This window comes from Pseudoalteromonas sp. B160 (assembly GCF_037162485.1).
Taxonomy (GTDB): Bacteria; Pseudomonadota; Gammaproteobacteria; order Enterobacterales; family Alteromonadaceae; genus Pseudoalteromonas; species Pseudoalteromonas rhizosphaerae.
On sequence record NZ_JARLUX010000002.1, the window covers coordinates 158,281 to 179,281 of the forward strand.

Annotated in this window: 24 protein-coding genes; 18 read left to right on the top strand and 6 right to left on the bottom strand. The window is 37.6% G+C overall.

Annotated features, from left to right (window positions below; translation table 11 throughout):
* The first annotated feature begins 68 nt into the window (after positions 1–68).
* From P4S61_RS19400 to P4S61_RS19460, 13 genes are all read left to right on the top strand, one after another.
* A complete protein-coding gene (locus tag P4S61_RS19400; protein WP_337119005.1) occupies positions 69–1,802 on the top strand; it encodes a hypothetical protein in 1,734 nt (577 codons plus the stop codon).
* Entirely contained in the window at positions 1,795–2,166 is a 372-nt protein-coding gene (locus tag P4S61_RS19405; RefSeq protein ID WP_337119006.1) for a hypothetical protein, read from the top strand. The genes P4S61_RS19400 and P4S61_RS19405 overlap by 8 nt, the downstream gene beginning before the upstream one ends.
* Positions 2,085–2,855: a hypothetical protein gene (locus P4S61_RS19410; protein WP_337119007.1), complete on the top strand. Its 771-nt coding sequence runs from the start codon at positions 2,085–2,087 to the stop codon at positions 2,853–2,855. Before P4S61_RS19405 ends, P4S61_RS19410 begins: the two co-directional genes overlap by 82 nt.
* Before the next feature lie 67 nt (positions 2,856–2,922).
* On the top strand, positions 2,923–3,915 hold the full coding sequence (locus tag P4S61_RS19415) for a hypothetical protein (protein ID WP_337119008.1): 993 nt from the start codon (positions 2,923–2,925) through the stop codon (positions 3,913–3,915).
* Positions 3,916–4,170: 255 nt separating this feature from the next.
* A complete protein-coding gene (locus P4S61_RS19420) occupies positions 4,171–4,482 on the top strand; it encodes a hypothetical protein (RefSeq protein ID WP_337119009.1) in 312 nt (103 codons plus the stop codon).
* Between the two features lie 148 nt (positions 4,483–4,630).
* Positions 4,631–5,473, top strand: a complete 843-nt coding sequence (locus P4S61_RS19425) for a hypothetical protein (protein ID WP_337119010.1) — start codon at positions 4,631–4,633, stop codon at positions 5,471–5,473.
* Positions 5,474–5,576: 103 nt separating this feature from the next.
* Positions 5,577–6,563, top strand: coding sequence for a hypothetical protein (locus P4S61_RS19430; protein WP_182757491.1), 987 nt, complete (start codon positions 5,577–5,579; stop codon positions 6,561–6,563).
* 103 nt (positions 6,564–6,666) lie between these two features.
* Positions 6,667–7,650, top strand: a complete 984-nt coding sequence (locus P4S61_RS19435) for a hypothetical protein (protein ID WP_337119011.1) — start codon at positions 6,667–6,669, stop codon at positions 7,648–7,650.
* Between the two features lie 151 nt (positions 7,651–7,801).
* A complete protein-coding gene (locus P4S61_RS19440; RefSeq protein WP_182757489.1) occupies positions 7,802–8,422 on the top strand; it encodes a hypothetical protein in 621 nt (206 codons plus the stop codon).
* The gene (locus tag P4S61_RS19445; protein WP_182757488.1) at positions 8,415–9,482 is read left to right on the top strand and encodes a hypothetical protein; all 1,068 of its coding nucleotides are present in this window, start codon (positions 8,415–8,417) and stop codon (positions 9,480–9,482) included. The genes P4S61_RS19440 and P4S61_RS19445 overlap by 8 nt, the downstream gene beginning before the upstream one ends.
* 269 nt (positions 9,483–9,751) lie before the next feature.
* Complete coding sequence (locus P4S61_RS19450; protein WP_182757487.1) at positions 9,752–10,321, top strand: hypothetical protein; 570 nt, start codon at positions 9,752–9,754, stop codon at positions 10,319–10,321.
* Positions 10,314–10,790, top strand: a complete 477-nt coding sequence (locus P4S61_RS19455; RefSeq protein WP_337119012.1) for a hypothetical protein — start codon at positions 10,314–10,316, stop codon at positions 10,788–10,790. Before P4S61_RS19450 ends, P4S61_RS19455 begins: the two co-directional genes overlap by 8 nt.
* Before the next feature lie 145 nt (positions 10,791–10,935).
* The gene (locus P4S61_RS19460; protein ID WP_337119013.1) at positions 10,936–11,379 is read left to right on the top strand and encodes a hypothetical protein; all 444 of its coding nucleotides are present in this window, start codon (positions 10,936–10,938) and stop codon (positions 11,377–11,379) included.
* A gap of 231 nt (positions 11,380–11,610) precedes the next feature.
* On the opposite strand, the gene P4S61_RS19465 is transcribed toward P4S61_RS19460, so the two are convergent.
* Positions 11,611–12,435, bottom strand: coding sequence for an aminotransferase class I/II-fold pyridoxal phosphate-dependent enzyme (locus P4S61_RS19465; protein WP_337119014.1), 825 nt, complete (start codon positions 12,433–12,435; stop codon positions 11,611–11,613).
* The gene (locus P4S61_RS19470; RefSeq protein WP_337119015.1) at positions 12,387–13,004 is read right to left on the bottom strand and encodes a GntR family transcriptional regulator; all 618 of its coding nucleotides are present in this window, start codon (positions 13,002–13,004) and stop codon (positions 12,387–12,389) included. The genes P4S61_RS19465 and P4S61_RS19470 overlap by 49 nt, the downstream gene beginning before the upstream one ends.
* Positions 13,005–13,092: 88 nt before the next feature.
* Between P4S61_RS19470 and P4S61_RS19475 the strand changes: the two genes are divergently transcribed.
* Together P4S61_RS19475 and P4S61_RS19480 are read left to right on the top strand one after the other, a co-directional pair.
* Entirely contained in the window at positions 13,093–13,719 is a 627-nt protein-coding gene (locus P4S61_RS19475) for a LysE family translocator (protein ID WP_145234560.1), read from the top strand.
* 9 nt (positions 13,720–13,728) lie between these two features.
* Positions 13,729–14,163, top strand: a complete 435-nt coding sequence (locus P4S61_RS19480; RefSeq protein ID WP_182717645.1) for a GNAT family N-acetyltransferase — start codon at positions 13,729–13,731, stop codon at positions 14,161–14,163.
* Between the two features lie 341 nt (positions 14,164–14,504).
* Here the strand turns inward: P4S61_RS19480 and P4S61_RS19485 are convergent, their stop codons facing one another.
* Entirely contained in the window at positions 14,505–16,358 is a 1,854-nt protein-coding gene (locus P4S61_RS19485) for a S8 family serine peptidase (RefSeq protein ID WP_145234556.1), read from the bottom strand.
* Positions 16,359–16,595: 237 nt separating this feature from the next.
* Positions 16,596–17,063: a redox-sensitive transcriptional activator SoxR gene (soxR, locus tag P4S61_RS19490; RefSeq protein ID WP_145234554.1), complete on the bottom strand. Its 468-nt coding sequence runs from the start codon at positions 17,061–17,063 to the stop codon at positions 16,596–16,598.
* Between the two features lie 97 nt (positions 17,064–17,160).
* Between soxR and P4S61_RS19495 the strand changes: the two genes are divergently transcribed.
* Genes P4S61_RS19495 through P4S61_RS19505 form a run of 3 tightly spaced genes read left to right on the top strand, consistent with a single transcriptional unit; the run spans position 17,161 to position 18,795 of the window.
* On the top strand, positions 17,161–17,625 hold the full coding sequence (locus P4S61_RS19495) for a flavodoxin family protein (protein WP_145234552.1): 465 nt from the start codon (positions 17,161–17,163) through the stop codon (positions 17,623–17,625).
* 32 nt (positions 17,626–17,657) lie between these two features.
* A complete protein-coding gene (locus tag P4S61_RS19500) occupies positions 17,658–18,182 on the top strand; it encodes a DsrE family protein (RefSeq protein ID WP_257326877.1) in 525 nt (174 codons plus the stop codon).
* 1 nt (position 18,183) lies between these two features.
* Complete coding sequence (locus P4S61_RS19505) at positions 18,184–18,795, top strand: GDSL-type esterase/lipase family protein (RefSeq protein ID WP_257326878.1); 612 nt, start codon at positions 18,184–18,186, stop codon at positions 18,793–18,795.
* Here P4S61_RS19505 and P4S61_RS19510 read toward each other — a convergent pair.
* Both P4S61_RS19510 and P4S61_RS19515 read right to left on the bottom strand, forming a co-directional pair.
* On the bottom strand, positions 18,778–19,452 hold the full coding sequence (locus P4S61_RS19510; RefSeq protein ID WP_337119016.1) for a LytR/AlgR family response regulator transcription factor: 675 nt from the start codon (positions 19,450–19,452) through the stop codon (positions 18,778–18,780). The two genes, P4S61_RS19505 and P4S61_RS19510, sit on opposite strands and share 18 nt — an antisense overlap.
* Complete coding sequence (locus P4S61_RS19515) at positions 19,446–20,957, bottom strand: sensor histidine kinase (protein ID WP_337119017.1); 1,512 nt, start codon at positions 20,955–20,957, stop codon at positions 19,446–19,448. The genes P4S61_RS19510 and P4S61_RS19515 overlap by 7 nt, the downstream gene beginning before the upstream one ends.
* Between the last annotated feature and the right edge of the window lie 44 nt (positions 20,958–21,001).

Here is a 21,001-nt window from a genome sequence, read left to right on the forward strand (position 1 = left end):
CCACAAGCGCAATAGAAAGCTTTTTAAAAGCAACGTTTGAGCAAGGCAATTGGTTATCTGACTGCTTTATGATCCCAGAAGGGCACTTCGATATAAACCAGCCTGGGAGTGTTGTATTAAACAAGTTGCCGGAAGAAAAAAATAATGGCGAAGCTAAATTTAGATTTGAAGAGTTTAAGCGCATTCATAAAAAGTTGATCGAAGAAAAGCAAGAGCAAGACAGCTTATTAGCTAATAAAGGTTTAAAAGAGTTTTTTGGTAAAGCAAAAGATGCGGTGGGGTATTTAACCGGTGCGTGGGGGCGTGTTGCAAGTCAATATCAAAACGGCGTTTTAAAACCACATACTGTAAAAATTAGAAACTTAATGGTCTCATATAACAAGGCGCTTGGAATTAGTGACTTTGCAGATATTCATGTTAAACAAGCTGGGGCTGTATTAGGTGATAACCCATCAGTAATAGCCATAACCAATTATAAGCGCACGCAAAACAATAGGCAGCAAAGGCGTGCAATGTTACGTGAAAGCGTGAAAAATCCGCCACCAAATGCAGTAACGATTTATGATAGTAAAAATAATGTAATAGCAGCTGAAGACCCTAAAGCATTTGGCAGCAACAAAGGTTATTTTAACCCTAAAAACTGGACAGATTATCATGATCTAATTGGTCGTTATGATTCAATAGATGGTGATCTCGTCGTTGTTCCTAAAACACACAGATATGCGCTGTATTACGATAACCCAGACTTTAAACTAGGGGCTGTAGATACTGTTAAGCTCAAAGGTGTGAGAGTTTTAGAGCACAACTTGCCAATGGTGATGTTAGCGTTTGAAATGTTTAATGCCAACGAGATGATTAAAAAATTTAAGGCAGGGGACAAGTTTGATGTAAAGTTCGCCTTAGATTCAATAAATCTCGTGTATAGTCTTGCGACATTATCAGTAGAAGTTGCATCATTTCGCATAAGTCGATTATCCAACTTTGTTGGAGGTACAATACTTATAGCTAATAAAGCAATTGCTGTCTCTAAAGCTCTAGGTGCGCTTGGGTTGTTTATTTCATTAGTTGTAACAACTTATGATGTGTATAAATCTGTAATAAAAAATGATATGGATGCTGCTTTTTTCCATGCATTGAGTGGCGCTGTCGCTATAGCTGGTTTTATATATCTTGGTGCGGCATTGCTCACTACACCTTTAGGGTGGGCAATAATCGCAGTAGGCTTGATCATTGCAATTATTGCTATATTAGTCACCGATAATGAATTAGAAACGTGGACTAAAAATGGCCCATTTGCAAAAGACGCAGATGACCGCTGTACTGGCAGTTACAAAAAGTGGCAAACACAACCAAAAGAATGTTACGCCGCATTAGTAGGCACATTGATGAGTCCAAATGTTACATTAGGGGTTAAAAAGCTAACTGGTTCCCATTGCCAGTTAACCATTGATGTAGACACACCAAACTTTGCTTTAGGTCAATCGGAACTTCTCGTTCAGGTATATCAAATTGAAGATGAAGGAGTTTTACATTTTGAGCAGGAATTCCGTTACGATCATAAAAATTGGCAAATAATCCAAAAAGAAAACACTGAATCAGGAGCTATAACCGGGTTTAAATATACTATTCCGATATTATCAATGTGGCCGAAACATTTTGAAGTTGATTGGAAAGTAAAAGTGCAGTACCGCCTAGATAAAAATGTGACCTTGCCCTATGTGGATATCGATGAGCGTAATGACTGGGATAAAGGTGAACAACCAGATAAAGCATGGATAATTAAGGAAATAGTATATGCTTGAGCAATATGCTGACACAGCTTACAGAGGTAAGCAAGATGCAAAATTTAGAGATGAAATAGCGACTGATGAGCGTGACTCTATGTATTGTCGTTACCAAAGTAAGCAGGCAATATACCCAAGAGGTAAAGTGTTTGGACATTGCTTTGATAGTTTTCAAGATTCAGCTTATAAATATAACTTATCAGGGAAAGCTGAATATTATAGAAAAGTTTTAGGAAATGATGATTTTACTCTTAATTTGCCTACAAAAGGGAGTAAGATAACGGATTCATTGGTCTTTTTTTGGATAATAGCACATTTAGGTATTTTGTTTTTTTTATTTACTCTACCGTTTTTTTCACTTTATTTGGTCGTATTGAACTAGCGCTTGAATCTTTTTTATTTGTTTTTATATTTTGGAGTGGATCTAAATTATTTAATCTAACTATTTGGAAAGCAATCCGGATTAGAGTGTCCTCAGGGGTTTTATTTCATCGTAAAGATGGTTCTGTAACCATATCTAATGAACAAAGTAGCACACAAGATAAATTGCTTTTTGAAGAGTTTAATGCTCACTATTGTGTGGAAAATAATCCTGGAAGCGGCTTTCCTTACAGAGGCATTACTTTATTACATTACCAGAGAGATTTTTCTTATGATAGGACTGGAGCAAACTTAATAAGCAGTGGATTTATTCATTGGGAATTATTACAAAACTTCATGGATGTAACTGAACCCTTAGCAGATATCCCACAATTTGAATATTACCGTGAGTTTGATAAAACAACCGCTGAGTTTGATAAAGCGAATGGCCGTCCTAAGTATTTTTGGTATCGGGTCGATAAGCATTTCAAGAAGAGAGTTAATGAGGAAAAACTATTACTCATTAATGAATTTAATGATGAAGAACAGCTCAATAACTTATTGACGGGTAAACCTATCAGAAAGCTAACACCGCCGGATATATTTAAGTTCCCGTGGAAATATGCAGATGATATAAAAGCTGAAAGCGAGATAAAGTTTGGTAAAACACTGTGGCAAAAATTCACCTCATTTTTGATGATTGATTTATAGCTAAGTAAAGAAATAAATAGGATTTAACCCAAGCAGTAAGTCACTGCTTGGATAGAAAAGGATTTTAATGTCAATTTCATATAAATTTGCAAAACTAAATGCAAAAGTGATAGAAAAATCGCAGAACTTTAAACACTATATTTCCTCAAAAAAGTATGAGTATAGTTCACCTAAAGGGTTAATGATTGTCCGATTTTTATTAGAAAAAGAGGATAATAAAAAAGTACAGCCTCAAAGCTTGGATAATGAAAGCCGCTACTTGGGTTTTCATAATGCGGGGGATTGGACGCTAGGGTTAACATTAGGTCCTATTCTTTTAGGGGCAACAGGTAGTTTTGTATCTATATTGGCTATTTTTGGGGTTTTTATTATGGACAATATGGAATACCCATGGGCTTTTCTATTATTTACTATTTGCTGGAATTTTTTCTTTCTCAACTTCAGCCCCATTTTGGCGCGTCATATCTTGCCAAAACGTGAAATATATTTTGATCGCCAAAACCAAACAGTGAACTTTACGTGGTCGGTTGATAATGCCGAAAAAAATGAGCATGGCCATTCGACTTTTCCGTTTGAGGATATAGAAGCGTTTTATTCTAAAGCGAACCATTCACAGGGCCATGGTGTGACCCATGCTATGTATATTGCCCATAAAGATTATGAAAACCACCATGGTGCATTTAGTGAAATACGGGTTAAAGACAACCCACAAAACCCAAACTACTGTAAGTATACATGGGAGCGCGTAGTGCGCTTTATGGACTTAAGCAAACCGCTCGTTGATTCACCAGAAATCGAGCCATTTCGTCATTTAGACCCGATAACACGGGATTTTGATAAGCAAAATAATCGCCCTGAAAAGTACTGGCGTTTAATGAGCTACAAACAAATGCAGCAGATAGAAGAACAGCTTGATAACGATATTTATCGCTTTAACTTTGACGGTGCCATCACCAACCCAAAACGCTGGGCAAATAAAGAAATCACCAAACCGTGGGAAAAGTGGCCAGTAGATGAAAGCCTAAACCAACCAGACAACCCCCGTATTGGAAACGCCTGATGAAAACCCTTGCAATGCAAATTATTGCGGGTGTTTAAACGCGATTGCTCTTTAAAAATCTGAAAAGGAATTCAAACCTAGGCGGTATATGCTGCCTAGGTTTATCGTCACATGGCGACACAATGACCCCACTTTCTCAGATCCAAACCAATATTTTAAATATATCCAAAGCGTATTGTTTTTGCCTAAGGTGACTGTTAATACTCCTACTTTTTTGATGGTCGCAATTATTATACGGTAAAAGTTGAATTGCCAATGTTCATAGTGGGTAAATCTGAGTTGCTTTTAGATGTAAAATACTCATGGCGGCATCCAACAACGTTGAATGTTTATAAAAAAGCGACTTGGGTTGAAGGCACTAAAGAGTATTTATCTGAATTTGATGAAAATAGCCTGAGCTTAAATGCAGCCACCTATGAGTTTGAAATTGAATCACCGAACATTAGTGTGTTTGATGTTGAAATAACATCAACACTTATTTACAACGAAAGTCTAACTTTACCGATAGATTTTGATGCGTTTGAAAAGCCAATTGAAAATGCCTCACTTGAATTAGCAATTGCATAAGGAAAGTAATGCAAAATAATGACTACCTAGCCGTTGATATCATGCCTAAAAAAACGCGATTTAATTGTTTTTTTACCCTCATAAAATCAAAGAACGATATAAAAAGTTTAAAGGCTTATGTTATTTGTATAATTGGATAGATACTGACATGCATTTAGTTGAAACCCAACCGCAAAGATATCGGTCTTTTAAGTGTGGCAACGATCCTATAAAAACGCTCTTCTTTGGACCAATGGCAATTGGGTTTACTTTAAGTTTGCTATTTGTCATTTCTTGTGTTGTTGCTACCTACTCGGACGAACCTTATCAATGGTGGGTACCGTTACTTACATTTAGTTGGAATTTATTTTTCTTGAATGTATTACCAGTTACATTTAGGTTTACATCTAAAAAAATAATATATTTTGATAGATTAAAGCAGACAGTGGGTTTTACTTTCAATATACCAGACTGTGAACAGCGTGATGAATTAGGTAATTGCTGCTTTAGTTGGGATGAAATAGTGTGTCGACTTGATATTGCATCTACGCGTCCGGGAGTTGTAAGCTACTTCCCGAGTATTAGCCATATTGATTTAGAAAAGTATCCAAAGACTAAAATGCTAGGTACGGTGGCGGATAATGGAGAAACACCAGCATATTGTTACTTGTATTGGGAAAGTAATGTACGTTTCATGGATTTAACTAAACCTTTACCTGATGTACCTGAATATGAAGAACACCGGCATTTAGACCCACGGACAGCTGAGTTTGATATTCAAAATAATAGACCTGTAGGTTTTTGGCTCGACTTTTCATTTTCGCAACAACAAGAAATTTGGCGAAAATTAAAAGAAGAAGCTTGTGACTTTGATTGGCTGGAGGGAAAGCCTAACGAAGAAATAACCAAACCTTGGCTGCATTTTAAAGGTGAGCCAGAACGTATCGAAAAACTGACATGGAAATATAAAGCAAAGCGTTTAGCACTGCAGTTGTTTATGGGAATACCTTAAAAGATGATTTTATGTCTAGTATTAGGCTAAGTTTATTTTTAATAAAAGGCATTCAAATCTAGACGATATATGCTGCCTAGGTTTATTAAAGCAAAGGAACCTGATGCAAAACAATAATTACTTTGGTGTTGGAATAATGCCAAAGAAAACGAGGTTTAATCGTTTTTTTGAATATCGTAGTATAAAAAGTATATATCACGAATTTAAAGGCCTGTGTTTTTTATATGATTGGCTTGATACGAACAAGTTATATGAAAATCAGCGCGAAAAATACAAGCTTGTCCCTTGTGGTAATAACCCTATAAAAGCCATATTATTCGGTCCAATGGCCATTGGAGCTGTATTAAGCTTAATTACATTAATTAGTATTTTATCACTTCCATTTTATGATGAAGGTGAAAAATTTCAGTGGTGGATACCTCTTGTTACCTTTTGCTGGAACTTATTCTTCTTAAATTTACTACCAATAACTGCTAGGTATATACCTGATAGGGTGATGTATCTTGATAGGCAAAACCAAACGGTCGGATTTACTTTTGATATACCAGGTTGTGAACAACGAGATGACTTAGGTAACTGTTGCTTTAAATGGGAAGAGATTGTTTGCAGGTTAACCTCGAAAATGGGCGCGCCGGGTGTAATGAATTACTTTCCAGAAATTAGTCATATAGACCAAGAGAAGTACCCTAAAACAATAGTAACCGGTTCAGTTGTCGAACTTTCAGCTAATCCAGTGCATTGTTATTTATTATGGGAGTGTTATGTGCGCTTTATGGATTTAAGTAAGCCATTGCCCGATGTGCCGGTATATGAACAACACCGACATTTAGATCCAATTACAGCAGAGTTTGATAAAAATAATAATCGTCCTTCAGACTTTTGGGTAGACTTTTCAATTGAACAGCAAATTGAAATTAGGGACGAAATTTTAGAAGATGCTTTTCCATTTGATTGGCTAAAAGGTAAAGCCAATGACGAAATAACGAAACCTTGGCAGCATTGGAAGGCAGAGCCTGATCGCATAGAACAATTAACGTGGAAATATAAAATAAAGCGTTTACTGGTTCAGCTTTTTATCGGCTTTCCGTGAAACGGCTTAAGTTTCAAATTCAATGATACGTTAACAATCAGAAAAGGAATTCAAACTGAGGCACTTTAAAGTGCCAAGGTTGATTAAACAATAAGGATATTAAATGCAAAATAATGACTACCTAGCCGTTGATATCATGGGTAAAAAAACGCGATTTAATTGTTTTTTTTACCCTGAGAGATTAAATAGCCTCAAGGATAAATTCAAAGGCTTATGCTATTTATATAATTTACCTGCAAGAAAGCAAAAAGAAATACAAAAACATCCTGAACGATATAAAGTAGAAATGTGCGGAAATAGCCCAATTAGAGTTATATTGTTTGGCCCAATCATAATCGGATTTACTTTGAGTTTAATCTTGTTGATCTGTTGCTTTGTGGCCACCTATTCCAATGAGCCATTTCAATGGTGGATACCTATACTCACTTTTTCTTGGAACCTGTTTTTTCTTAACTTATTACCAATAACAGAGAGTTACCTCCCTAAAAAGCAAATATATTTTGACAGAAAAAAACAGTTAGTCGGCTTTACCTATGAGATACCCGGTTGTGAAGAGCGTGATGAGCTGGGTAATTGTTGTTTTAAATGGGCTGATATTGTGTGCCACCTTGATATTGTGGCAACACGCCCGAGCGTAATGGGGTTTGTACCTTTTATTAGTCATATTGATGAGGATAAATACCCCGAGACTAAAATAGCAGTTCAGGTGCCTGATAACTCAAATAACCCGATGAACTGCTATTTATATTGGGAACGTGTAGTGCGGTTTATGGATAACAACCAACCACTGCCTGATGTGCCTGAGTATGAAAACTACCGCCACCTTGATGAACTCACAGCTGAATTTGATAAGCAAAATGACAGACCCAATAAATTTTGGAGTGATTTTTCGCTTGCTCAACAAGTCGAAATTTGGCAGAAATTTAATAAAGAGGCTGCGCATTTTAATTGGCTTAGAGCGACACCTAACAAAGAAATAACCAAACCTTGGCTGCATTTTAAAGGTGAGCCAGAACGTATCGAAAAACTGACATGGAAATACAAAGCAAAGCGTTTAGCACTGCAGTTGTTTATGGGAATACCTTAATAGATGATTTTATATATAGCATGCAACTAGGATTGTGATAAAAATTAAAAATGGAATTCAAATCTAGGCTGTATATGCTGCCTAGGTTTACCGCCACGTTGGTAGCTAATACGGAAATATATGCAGCTGGTTTTTATATCTTGGTGCGGCATTGTTCACTACACCTTTAGGGTGGGCAATAATCGCAGTCGGTTTGATCATTGCAATTATTGCTATATTAGTCACCGATAATGAATTAGAAACGTGGACTAAAAATGGTCCGTTTGCTAAAGATATTGATGACCGCTGTACTGGTAGTTATGAAAAATGGCACACTCAACCAAAAGAGTGTTATGCCGCATTAGTGGGCGCATTAATGAAGCCAAGCGTCACGCTCGGTGTTAAGCGATTAACCAGTACCCATTGCCAATTAACTGTAGATATAGACACATCAAACTTTGCCTTAGGGCAATCAGAGTTATTCGTTCAAGTTTACCAAATTGAAGATGAGGGAGTTTTGCATTTTGCAAATGAATTTCGTCACGATCATAAAAATTGGCAAATAATCCAAAAAGAGAATACTGAATCCGGTGCCATCACTGGGTTTAAATATATAATTCCAATATTATCTATGTGGCCGAAACATTTCGAAGTTGATTGGCAAGTAAAAGTGCAGTATCGCCTAGATAAGCATGTTACTTTGCCCTATGTGGATATTGATGAGCGTAATGATTGGGATAACGGTGAGCAACCAGATAAAGCCTGGAAAATAAAGGAAATAGAATATGCTTGAGCAGTATGCAGAGACCGCTTACAGAGGTAAGCAAGATGCAAAATTTAGAGATGAAATAGCGACTGATGAGCGTGACTCTATGTATTGCCGTTATCAAAGTAAGCAAGCGATATTTCCTAGAGGTGATGTGTTTGGGCACTGTTTTGATAACTCTCAAAGATTAGAATATAAATTGAATATAAGTGGTGCCGCAAATCAGCATCGAAGTATTCTTACTCAAAATGAGAGCCAACTGGAACTACCATTGGCTTCTAATCCTGTAAGTTTCATAGACACTTTAACTTTCGCTTGGGGAGTATTCCACATATCAATATTGTTTCTTTTGATAGCTTTTCCTATTACTAGTTTTTTTCTTGGAGATATTGCAGAAGCATTTGATAGTTACACTGTGTTGTTATCTGTGTGGTTTTTTTCAAAAATTTTAAATTGGGTGATATGGCCATATTTTAGATCTAATTTTAAATTAGCAGTTATTTTTGATCGTAAAACAGGTGTAGTTAAAATACCAAAAAGCGATGCAAAGAGTTTTGCTTATTTAAGCTTTGAAGAATTTAATGCTCATTATAAAGCTACACATAATCCCAAAAGTGGATTTCCACACAGGGGGCTTACTCTTCTTCATTATAAAGAAGAGCAACGTTATGATGTTGCTTACAACAATGAGATCGCTTGCAGTTTTCAACATTGGGAATTATTACAAAATTTTATGGATGTTACTCAACCCTTAGCAGATATTCCACAATTTGAATATTACCGTGAGTTTGATAAAACTACCGCTGAATTTGATAAAGCCAATGGCCGCCCTAAGTATTTTTGGTATCGTGTTGATAAGTCTTTTTTAAAAGAAATGTCCAAAGCAGATGACGAGTTGAGAAAAGAATTTAATGATGAAGAGCAGCTCGATAACCTTTTGATGGGTAAACCTATTAAAAAGCTCACACCACCTGAAATTTTTAAATTACCGTGGAAATACGCAGATAACATTAAACCTGAAAGTGAAATTAAGTTTGGCAAAACACTGTGGCAAAAACTCACTTCGTTTTTGATGGTTGACTTGTAAGCAGTGGAAGTCAACATAAAAAACTACAGCTTTCTGCTTTTCATAAAAACACAGAATATCAAATCGGTTAACTGACCATAGCTCTTTAACAATCAGAAAAGGAATTCAAGCCTAGGCAGTATAAGTGTTGCCTAGGTTTACCGTCACGTTGCTGGCTAACATGGCGACATAATAAACAGTTAAGAAAACAGCCATTTTAATTTGCGTAGGCGCGGCTTTACGCTGCACAAATTGAACAATAAAAACGACATTCAGTTTGAATAGTTAAGATGGCTGTCATCTTAAATTTTTCCGATAATGAATCAGAAACTTGGACTAAAAATGGCCCCTTTGCGAAAGATGCAGATGAGCGCTGTACAGGCAGTTATAAAAAATGGCACACCCAACCAAAAGAGTGTTATGCCGCATTGGTAGGCACATTAATGAGCCCGAGTGTCACGTTAGGTGTAAAAAAACTCACCGATTCTCATTGCCAATTGACTATTGATATAGACACGCCAAACTTTGCCTTAGGGCAATCAGAGGTATTCGTTCAAGTTTATCAAATAGAGGATGAGGGAGTTTTACATTTTGAAAATAAATTTCGTCACGACCATAATAATTGGCAAATAATCCAAAAAGAAAATACTGAATCCCGTGCCATCACTGGGTTTCAATATATTGTCCCAATCTTATCAATGTGGCCATTAAGCTTTGACGTTGATTGGCAAGTAAAAGTGCAGTATCGCTTAGATAAAAATGTGACCTTGCCTTACGTTGATATAAATGAACGTAATGATTGGGAAAACGGTGAAGTACCAGATAAAGCATGGATAATAAAGGAAATAGAATATGCTTGAGCAGTATGCTGAAACAGCTTACAGGGGTAAGCAAGATGCAAAGTTTAGAAATGAAATAGCGACTGACGAGCGAGAGACCATGTATTGCCGCTATCAAAGTAAGCAAGCAATATACCCAAGAGGTAAAGTGTTTGGACATTGCTTTGACAGTTCTCAAAACTCCGATTATAAGTATAATTTATCAGGGAAAGCTCAACATTATAGAAATATTCTTGGTAGTGATCCGCATGTCCTAAGTTTATCTAGTTTAGGGAGAAAAGTTACTGACGTACTATTACTTTTCTTGGGGGTTGCTCACTTAGTTAATTTACTCTTTTTATTTACAATTCCGCTATTTTTATTCTTATTTGCTGATACAGAAGAAGCGACTAGAGCATTGTTTTTATTTTTATTAGCTTGGGGGGTATCAAAGCTTTTCAATTTAACAGTGTGGAAACTAGTAAGAAAAAAGTTACGCATACGCGTGTAAATTTCGAGCGGAAAACAGGACTTGTTTGGTCATCCGACAAAGGCAGTAATGGGCAAAAAATTAAGTTACCTTTTGAACAGTTCAATGCTCACTATAAAGTTCAAAACAATCCGCAAAGTGGCTTTCCTTTAAGGGGGTTACATTATTGCATTTTAAAAAAGATGTTTTTTATGCTTGGACAGGTGCTAACTTAATTAGTTCTGCTTTTGTACATTGGGAATTATTACAAAACTTTATGGATGTCACCCAACCCTTAGCAGATATCCCGCAATTTGAATATTATCGAGAGTTTGATAAAACCACCGCTGAATTTGATAAAGCCAATGGTCGACCTAAGTACTTTTGGTATCGAGTAGATAAGTCATTTTTAAAAGAAATGACTAAAGCGGATGATGAGCTTTTAAAAGAGTTTAATGATGAAGAGCAGCTTGATAACCTTTTGATGGGTAAACCTATTAAAAAGCTAACACCGCCAGATATTTTCAAGTTTCCATGGAAATACGCAGATAACATTAAGCCTGAAAGCGAGATCAAGTTTAGTAAAACCTTGTGGCAAAAATTCACTTCGTTTTTGATGGTAGATCTATAGTTAAATAACATAATAAAATTAAAGGAATTTAACCCAAGCAGTAAATAACTGCTTGGGTAGGCAAAAGGATATTCATGTCAATTTCATATAAATTTGCAAAACTAAATGCAAAACTAAATGCAAAAGCAATAGAGAACTCGCAGAACTTTAAACACTATATTTCCTCAAAAAAGTATGAGTTCACATCACCCAAAGGAATAATGATTCCCCGATTTTATTGAATAATAAAATTTAAATAACTACCTCAAATGTTTGATTAAACTGCTGTAAAGCGGCTTCAACGCGGGTGATGCCTAAGTCAAACTCAGCCCAAGTTGCTGGGCCGCCTAGGGTGAGGCGAACACCATTTGGATTATCCACTTTTAGGGCTGGAACTTCTGGGATAAAGGAATCTAGCGTCCTTACAATTACCTTATGCGCTTTTAATACGCTGCAAAACTCAAACATATTCTGCGACTGGGATAAGCGAATATATACATTTAAACTGGCAAACTGAGCATCTATCTCATAAGTTTGAAGCAGCTTTTTTATTTGTTCAATACGATAGCGTATCTCATCTGCTAGCTTAGTTTGATTATAAGTAAATTCGTTACTTTTAATGGCGCGCATTATTAACTCAAAATTCATTGAGGAAACCGCCCAACACTCACTATGAATTTGTTTTAAAATTGGTTGCTCCCAAAGTCGTGGAGGTAATAAGTAACCGGCTCGTAGTCCGCCTGCAAAATATTTTGAAAAGCTTGAAATATAAAAAACCCGATCCGGTGCTTGTTGCCACAATGGTAATCGCCAATACTCTGGCAAACAGTAATTTACGTCATCTTCAATAATGAAAAAATTATATCGGCGACTCAGCGCCAGTAGGGCATTTAAATTGTTACTGCTATAGCAAATATTGGTTGGATTTTGACAGTTTGGCGTGATGTAAACCGCTTTGATTGTACGCGACTTACACAATGCTTCAATTTGCGCAAGATCAATCCCGTCGCTATGCACGTTTACTTGCGCTAATGAAAGTTTAAGCGAATGACACGCATGGTAAAAACCAGGTAACACATTGACTCTGCAATGACAGTATCGCCACTTTCACACAAGGTTGCTAACGTAGTGAATATTCCTTGCTGAGCACCTTGGGTAAATATCAACGGATGGTTTAAGCAATCAAAGCCCTTATCCGCTAGCCATTGTTTGAAAAAATATTGATGTGAGGTAAGTCCATTGAGTTTATAAATCATCACATCTGTTAATGCACGTTGATCCTTTGACAGCGATTGCAGGGCATTGGTCATAACATGTTGTTGCCCCATCATCGGTTGCATGCTTGAAGCAAAGTCTGTGTCGCCCTCAAAATGACTTAACTCAATAACTTTACTTACAAAGGTACCAGCCCCTAGTTTTGCAGTAACCAACCCTCGTTGCTCAAGTAAAGCATATGCACGAGTTACCGTACCATGTGTAACACTTAGGCTGTCAGCGAGAAGTCGTTGGGCTGGTAATTTTTGCTCAAAACCCAGCATTTTGTTGTCGATAGCATGCTCAATCAAAGCGGCTAATGCGCGATATTTTGGCTGTGTTTTGCACAAACTACTAAATAGAGTGTGATCCGGTTTGTAAATTGTATTCATAACAATAAAAATATTGATGATTTTACATAAGTATGACAATTAATAGTTATTAAACAACTACAATATTGTATCAATACAATTAATTATTATGAATACAGCTACTGTTTTTGAGCTTGCTCCGGCTCTCATTTTATTTTGTTTTGCGGCGTCAATTACGCCTGGGCCTAATAATATTTTGCTTACTCACTCAGGCACACATTTTGGCGTGATCAAAACCCTACCGCACTTATTGGGTATTCGAGTAGGCATGACGATAATGCATTTGGCAATGCTACTAGGATTAGGTAAATTGTTTTTAATACAGCCAAAGCTGCATTTTTTTCTACAGCTTTGTGCCAGTGGTTATATTTTATATTTGGCATACAAGATAGCTAGTAGCTCTCAATTAAAAGGTGATAATGCTCAAGCAAGGCCTTTAAATTTTTTTCAAGGCATGCTTTTTCAGTTGATCAATCCTAAGTCATATGCAGTGTTAATGACACTTTGTACTGCACTTACTTTACCAGGAGGTGCCTATTGGCCTTCTGCAATTTTGGGCGTGATTATTTTTAACCTTGTCGCGGCTTGCTCAGGCTTGTTTTGGGTGAATTTTGGCAAATACATGCGCCAATTTCTAAATAAGCCAAATATCTTTAAACGTTTTAATTGGGTTATGTCACTGTTTCTTGCGGCATCAATTCCTTTAGTTTTTCTTTCCAATGCAAGCATTCAGTAGGGAAATGAAATGAAATTTACTCACCAATTGTCACCACAACAATTTACCCAAGCGTTTGAGTTTTTATCTGAGCGAAGTTATTGGAGTCAAGGCATTAGTCGCGAACGGTTAGAAAAAGCGTTCGCACACTCGCTGTGCTTTGCATTAATTGAAAATAAACAGCTATTGGCATTTGCACGAGTGGTGACTGACCAAGCCACTTTTGCAAATTTACTGGATGTATTTGTGTTAGAGCCATTTAGAGGTCAAGGGCTGGGTAAAAAGCTGATGGATCATGTAATGAGTCACCCTGAATTGCAATCATTACGCCGTTTTACACTGGCAACAAAAGACGCTCATTCACTTTATCAACAATTTGGTTTTCAAAGCCAAGCAAGCCCCAATCTCGCGATGGAAAAGTGTTTAGTTGGCGGGTACTCAACATTATTACAGCGGCAAAATTAAGTATGGATTGAACGCTTTAATGCGTGCAGTTAAATACTTTTATTATTTTGCAGCTGAACTATTTATTCTCTATTTATAGCCGTTTTATTAAAAATGTGAGCACTTTAGAGAGTATCAATAAATAATACGGCCTATAAAAATAGGCCATATTATTATACCAATCGACTTAAATATTTAACCATTCTGGCGGGCTAAATAAAACGCTAACTGCGTTAATCATTTTTTATGTAGAGCAACAACATGTCAAAATTTCTGCCTTGTTATCACTGTATTTATCTGTCGTTATAAATGGTCAGCAACTTAACACTATTGGTATTATTGAGTTTTTTAGAGTCAGTTAATTAGTAAGATGCAACAATGCTTACGCCAGAAAATGCATTGTACCCTCTTAGTGTAATGTAATATTTACCGCCTTGTCCTGAGCCTAGGTTACAGCTTTCATTATTACCATTTGCATATGGACGGCAGTCATACACACTAGTTGTAGCTTGTGCGCCTTTACGAACATATAAATCGGCGTCGCCCGTACCTCCAGACATACTAATATTCAACGAAGCATTTGCTGGTACTTCAATGGTGTAGACAAGTTCTTGATTTCGTGCCCCAGAAAGCCCTGTAATTGGCACGCCATTTGTTAAGCAATTGCTGCCACAGCTAGTGCCACCGCCAATTGTGCCAGTTAAACTTACACCACTGTATTGGCTGTAGCCATTGAGCATTACCCACCAATCGCCAGCTTGTGGGTTAGTGAACGTGCAGTTTTCTGTGTTGCCATTTTTATATGGTCTACAGTTGTAGCTACTAGTTGAAGGTTTTTGCCCTACCTGTACATACATATCAACATCGCCTGAACCACCATTGGTATCAAATGATAGCGATTCAGAACCCGCAGGAACAACGAGCTTATAAAAAGTGTTTGTACCTTGAGCGCCTGATACGTTAACGCTTTGTCCATTGGTCAGTTCATTTTCTTCTGGGGGGACAATAATGCCACCTTCTAATGTATAAAGTAACTCATTCGGTGAGCCAGATTTCGCATCAGACACTTTGTTTTTAGTACTTCGTTGGCTGAGCATAGTATCGATTTGTGATGGGCTCAAAGAGGGCGTTTCATCAAGGTATAGTGCAACGGCACCAGCAACATGAGGCGAGGCCATTGAGGTGCCACTGATAGTATTTGTTGATGTATTTGAGTTATACCATGCTGATTTAATACTTGAACCAGGTGCGTAGATATCTAAACAGTTACCATAGTTTGAAAAACTTGAACGACTATCGCTGCTAGTCGTTGAGCCAACAGTTATGGCGTTCGCTGCACGAGCTGGTGAATAATTGCAGGCATTACTATTGTCATTACCCGCAGCTACTACAAAACTTATTCCTGCTGCTACGGCATTGTTTACTGCGTCATCAGTTGCTTGTGAGGCGCCACCGCCTAAACTCATATTTGCAACTGAAGGTCCCGTCGCGTTATTTTTAACCCAGTTAATACCTGCAATAACCCCTGAGTTTGAGCCTGAACCATTACAACCTAGTACGCGCACACCTACGATGTTGACATTTTTAGCAACCCCGTAAGTACCACCACCAATCGTGCCGGCAACATGCGTACCATGTCCATTACAGTCTGTTGCATCTGAGTCGTTATCTATAAAGTCATAACCGTGAGATGCGCGATTGCCGAATTCATTGTGGCTTATACGTACACCTGTATCAATGACATACGCAGTTACGCCAGACCCATCAAAATCATAATAGTAATTTGAATTGAGAGGGAGGTCTTGTTGATCTATGCGGTCTAAGCCCCAGATTGCATTTGGTTGATTTGCGTTTGTTTGTGCCAAAGGGTTAATCGACATCATTTGATCTTGTTCAATGTAGTCAATATTCGGATTGCTAAGCATTTGTTGAATTGTTTTATCTGACGCATTGACAACAACACCGTTTAAAATGCCGCCAAATTCCTGAGCCACATCGATGTTATATAGGTTACTTAAACTCGCTGATTGTGAACTGGCAAAGTCAGCTATTGCATCACTACTTTGAACATTTAAAACGGAGGGAGTTTTAAATACAACGATATATTTACCTTCAATCGCGCGGCTTGTGTCGACGGACATAAGTTCTGCCGCATGAGTTTGCACCGCTGATAAACTGACTAAAACAGCAAAACTTAGAGTACTTAATTTACGCATTGTTTAATCCTTTTTGGATAGTTATTGTTTGAAACGCACTCCAAAAGATAGCTTTAATTAGCAATAAGTAAACATTCTGTTAACTTTAACTTAACTTAAATGTAAAAATATGTAAACAAGTGTAACTGTTTTGGTTTTTTGTAGCCTTATTATGAATCTAACACTTGCTTGCTTTTTAGTGCAATTATTTGAATTTAAGTGTTTTTAATATTGAGCGTATTGTTATTTTTGGCAGGATTATTTTTGAGGATTATTCAAAAGTACTGCGCCACTTTGGGTATCGCCTAAGTAATCGTCTTTATTGTAAATCGGGCACTTTGTCATTGACAGGCAACCGCAGCCGATGCAGCCGTCGACTCTGTCGCGTAGGCGCTGCATAAAAGCAATACGTTCATCAAGTTGTGCTTGCCAGTTTTTTGATAATGCTGACCAATCTTCTTTAGTGGGGGTTCGTTTATCAGGTAAAGTGGCGAGGGTTTGTTTGATTTCCTCAAGAGTAATGCCCATTGCTTGCGCTGCTTTGATGACCGCCACACGGCGCAGTACATCAGGCTTATAACGGCGTTGGTTGCCGTTGTTCCGCCAGCTGCGGATCAAGCCTTTGGTTTCGTAAAAGTGTAGCGCGGAGACTTTTACGCCGCTGCGTTTAGCTACAAAGCCCACAGTTAAATTAGCTTCAACAAGCTTTTTTTGTTGATCGGTCATAGTTTTCTTCTTTTTTATTAAAAATCAATTTTTAAGGTTGACCTCAATCTTACTTGAGGTTTTACGCTCTTTGCAACCATAAAAAAGGAGAAATAAAATGCAAGAAAAACCAATGCATAACACCGCTATTATTTATTCAAGTGGCCGTAAAAACGGTAATACTACGGCGCAAGTTAATGCCTATAGTAAGCAACAAAGCGGCATTGTTTTTTGCTTAGATGATTATGTTATTTCACCTTATCGCTACGATAAGCAGTATCACAATGATGATTTTTATAATTTGTTTGAAGTGTTACTTCGCTACGAACATTGGGTGTTCGCATCGCCTGTGTACTGGTATAACACCACGCCACAAATGAAAGCATTTATGGATAGGATCACAGATTACATGGATGACGAGGCGTTAAAACCGAAGCTTAGAACTTTACGTCAAAAACAGTTTTCACTATTGTCTAATGCCTCATCTCCCTCTGCGCCAGACGCCTTTATAGACATGTTTAAACAAACCTTTAATTATTTAGGAATGACTTTTAAAGCTCATTCACATGTACAGGCTGGTTAAATACGGGTAGGCTAAACAAAAAAGGATGATTTATGAAAACTTCACTTTTAGGCTTTGGCCTTCTTGCAACTAGCTTAACAACGATCGCTGCTGAGCCAACTCCTGTTATCAATGACTTTGGTTATTTTTACAATGTACCAGCTCATGTATCAAACTTAAGCCAAGCGCAGTTTAAAATTGCCTTTGATGTGGGGGATGGTGCAAAACATGGCGAGCAAAATAACCCTATTAATTCGTTAGCGCGCTTTATTAATATGCATGTTGCCCATGGGGTAAAGCCGGAAAACATCCAACTGGCCTTAGTCGTACACGGTAGCGCGAGCGTTGATATGCTGGAAAACAGCGTTTATAAAAGCCGCTTTGATGTTGATAATAAAAACCAGTCTTTGATCACCCAGCTACTTGCTAATAATACGGTTGTGTATGTGTGCGGGCAGTCGGCAATGCATATGAAGGTAGCACCAGAGCAGCTTATTCCTGGGGTGAAAATGGCGCTTTCTGCAATGACCGCTCATGCGCAGTTACAGCAACAAGGCTACACGCTGAATCCATTTTAAAATGAATATTTTGTGTTTTGGTGATTCGAATACCTTTGGTATTTCTCCTGTTGATGGTAAGCGGTTGGCTGCATGTGAGCGCTGGCCAGGTATACTACAACAATTAGGTGATGGTCATGAGGTTATCGAGGCAGGGCAGCCGAATAGAACCTTAGTGAACAATCCGCCTTTTGATGGTGATAAGTCAGGGATTAAATATTTAAAACCTTACCTTGAAGTGCACACCGTTGACATTGTTATTATTCAGCTTGGAACCAATGATTTAAAAGCACGTTTTGCACTGTCTGCTATCGATATTGGCAAAGCGCTTGAGGAGTTAATTTTAGCCATTAAAGCCTTTTATCACTGTAAAACAATACCAAAGATAATCATTATAAGCCCGCCCAAGGTTCATGAAGTGGGAAGTTATAAAAGCATTTACGCAGGTGCAGGTAAAAAAGCTGAACAATTATCCATTGAGTTCAAAGCCGCCGCTGAACGTCACACGTGTGAATTTATTGATGCCTTCTTGTTTATTAAGCCTTGTCAGTATGAGGGGGTGCACTGGCCATCTTGTGAACATAAAAAGCTCGCAGATAATTTATATCAGTATATTTTAGAGCAAAGAACGTGATACTTCTTTATATGACTTGCCAACTTTTACAATCGTACCTGAGATTAGCTCAATATAGTCATTACTAACTGCAACAACCTTATTTTTATTGATTAAAAATGATTTATGAGTTTGCAAGAATGAGCCATCAAGTTGTACTGAGAGCCGCTTAAGTGTGCTTGTTGCAAGTATCACTTGGTCAGCTAGGTGAACTCTTACATAATTTCCATACGCCTCAATGTATTCAATACTATCTAAGTTGATCTTACGTTTTTCACGGTCAACTTTAAGAATGATGCTTGATTGCGGCTGTGTTGAAAACTGATTCTCACGAATTATAACTTTGTTGAGTGCTTGCTCAAGCCTCTCTGCCGATACGGGCTTTAGCAAATAATCAGTTACATTGAGTTCAAAGCCTTCAAAGGCATACTCTTGATAAGCACTGACTATAATTACTTGCGGTGGTTTAGCGAGCGCTTTGAGTAACTCTAACCCCGATAACTCTGGCATATTGATGTCTAAAAAGACTAAATCGACGTCTAACTTTGCCAAGTCATATAAAGCATCTTTTGCGCTATAGTATTGGCCAACAATATTAATTGTAGGGTGAGCAGCTAAGTGATGCTGAATTACGAGGTGTGCGAGTGGCTCATCATCGATTATCAATGCGTTTAACATGATGAAAGCTCCAAAGTGAGTGTAGTTTGCCAAATATTATGTTGACTATTTGTAATCAGAGAATAGCTATTTGGGTACAGAAGTTCCAGTCTTCGCTTTAAATTGTTCAGTCCCATGCCAGAATCATTTTGTTGTTTTTGTTGGTGGATGGTGTTTGCGCAATACAGCGTTAGTGTATTGCTACTGACTGTGAGTTCAAAGGTTATTTCTGTTTGCTGTGATGTTGGCTCTACACCATGTTTAATAGCATTTTCTAATATAATAATGAGTAGCAGTGGGGCTATTTTTAATTTACCAGGGTTACTTGGCCAAACAAGGTTAAATTGGCACTTGTCACCACTTCTGATCTGCTGTAATTCGATAAAGTCTTTAAGATAATTAATTTCTTGGGTTAAGAAAACCTGTTGTTTTTGACCTTCGTAGACCGTGTATCGAAGTAAATTGGCAAGTTGCATCACCAACTGCGGTGCATTATCTGATTTAGTGAGTGTTAATGCATATAAGTTATTTAGTGTGTTGAATAAAAAGTGCGGGTTAATTTGTTGTTGTAGTAACGTCAGTTCTGTTTCAGTTTGCTGCTTGGCAATCACATTTAATTTATTATGCTGCTGTTGGCGTTCAAAGGCTAAAATAATTGGCGTGCTAACGCTAAGAAAGAAAAACATAAACTGGTAGTTATACTTACTAAAAAGGCTTCGAGTTCCACTTGGTGTTAAATTTACAACCTCTGTAGGCAGATCATTGATGGGCAGTAAAAGCACACCCGCAGTGAGGGTGGGTGTAAGCAAAGCAATAAAAATTAAACATGCAGCGAGAAAAGTAAACACACCATGGTTTGTTAATATTTGGCGGATCAATATGTATCGGTTAAATAAGTACAAACAAAAAATGATAGCTGTGTATACGCTTAGCTGCCAAAAGTAAGTTAGGAATTGATTAAATTGGGTAAATACTTTGCTTATGTCAAGGATCAGGTCTAAAGGTTGATTTAGCATCGGGTTTGTATGCGTATTAAGTACGCCAGCCATAATTAAAGACCACGATACTAATACTAAAATAACCATATTATCGAGAGATGTTAATGAGTTAAACCACTTTGAAGTTAATGAGTTTTTTGCGCTACTCACTCGCTTTAACATTAGCCAAATAAGACTCGCGAATGCAGAGAGTATCCAGCATTGTGCGTCGAGGTATTGCCAATTAGCAAACGCAGAAGACATTATATTTACCAGGTAGACAAGAGAAGGATACGCAACAAAGCCTAATAGCCACACTACAACTGAGCGTTTAAGTGGCAATTTAAATGCTAAAGCGTGAGCAGCTAAAAAAGGCAAGCACTCTAAAAATAGTTGCCCATTAATTAGCGTGTAGAGCTCGGCTGAGTCTTGCTTTAATGATAGATAGCGAATGTGTGCTTCTAGCATTATTGCAGCAATAACGGGTAGTAAAACAACCACATAATGTAAGTTTAATCGTTGCCACCGCGCTGAAATAGCTGCCTGCATACTACACTCCATGTTCATCGTGCTTAATGATATATGTTATTAAG

Bases quoted from the DNA above. Each gene is read 5' to 3' on its own strand.
- P4S61_RS19400 (WP_337119005.1), top strand. From the start codon at position 69: ATGATCCCAGAAGGGCACTTCGATATAAACCAGCCTGGGAGTGTTGTA.
- P4S61_RS19405 (WP_337119006.1), top strand. From the start codon at position 1,795: ATGCTTGAGCAATATGCTGACACAGCTTACAGAGGTAAGCAAGATGCA.
- P4S61_RS19415 (WP_337119008.1), top strand. From the start codon at position 2,923: ATGTCAATTTCATATAAATTTGCAAAACTAAATGCAAAAGTGATAGAA.
- P4S61_RS19420 (WP_337119009.1), top strand. From the start codon at position 4,171: ATGTTCATAGTGGGTAAATCTGAGTTGCTTTTAGATGTAAAATACTCA.
- P4S61_RS19425 (WP_337119010.1), top strand. From the start codon at position 4,631: ATGCATTTAGTTGAAACCCAACCGCAAAGATATCGGTCTTTTAAGTGT.
- P4S61_RS19430 (WP_182757491.1), top strand. From the start codon at position 5,577: ATGCAAAACAATAATTACTTTGGTGTTGGAATAATGCCAAAGAAAACG.
- P4S61_RS19435 (WP_337119011.1), top strand. From the start codon at position 6,667: ATGCAAAATAATGACTACCTAGCCGTTGATATCATGGGTAAAAAAACG.
- P4S61_RS19445 (WP_182757488.1), top strand. From the start codon at position 8,415: ATGCTTGAGCAGTATGCAGAGACCGCTTACAGAGGTAAGCAAGATGCA.
- P4S61_RS19450 (WP_182757487.1), top strand. From the start codon at position 9,752: ATGGCTGTCATCTTAAATTTTTCCGATAATGAATCAGAAACTTGGACT.
- P4S61_RS19455 (WP_337119012.1), top strand. From the start codon at position 10,314: ATGCTTGAGCAGTATGCTGAAACAGCTTACAGGGGTAAGCAAGATGCA.
- P4S61_RS19470 (WP_337119015.1), bottom strand. From the start codon at position 13,004: ATGAATACAATTTACAAACCGGATCACACTCTATTTAGTAGTTTGTGC.
- P4S61_RS19475 (WP_145234560.1), top strand. From the start codon at position 13,093: ATGAATACAGCTACTGTTTTTGAGCTTGCTCCGGCTCTCATTTTATTT.
- P4S61_RS19480 (WP_182717645.1), top strand. From the start codon at position 13,729: ATGAAATTTACTCACCAATTGTCACCACAACAATTTACCCAAGCGTTT.
- P4S61_RS19485 (WP_145234556.1), bottom strand. From the start codon at position 16,358: ATGCGTAAATTAAGTACTCTAAGTTTTGCTGTTTTAGTCAGTTTATCA.
- soxR (WP_145234554.1), bottom strand. From the start codon at position 17,063: ATGACCGATCAACAAAAAAAGCTTGTTGAAGCTAATTTAACTGTGGGC.
- P4S61_RS19495 (WP_145234552.1), top strand. From the start codon at position 17,161: ATGCAAGAAAAACCAATGCATAACACCGCTATTATTTATTCAAGTGGC.
- P4S61_RS19500 (WP_257326877.1), top strand. From the start codon at position 17,658: ATGAAAACTTCACTTTTAGGCTTTGGCCTTCTTGCAACTAGCTTAACA.
- P4S61_RS19505 (WP_257326878.1), top strand. From the start codon at position 18,184: ATGAATATTTTGTGTTTTGGTGATTCGAATACCTTTGGTATTTCTCCT.
- P4S61_RS19510 (WP_337119016.1), bottom strand. From the start codon at position 19,452: ATGTTAAACGCATTGATAATCGATGATGAGCCACTCGCACACCTCGTA.
- P4S61_RS19515 (WP_337119017.1), bottom strand. From the start codon at position 20,957: ATGCAGGCAGCTATTTCAGCGCGGTGGCAACGATTAAACTTACATTAT.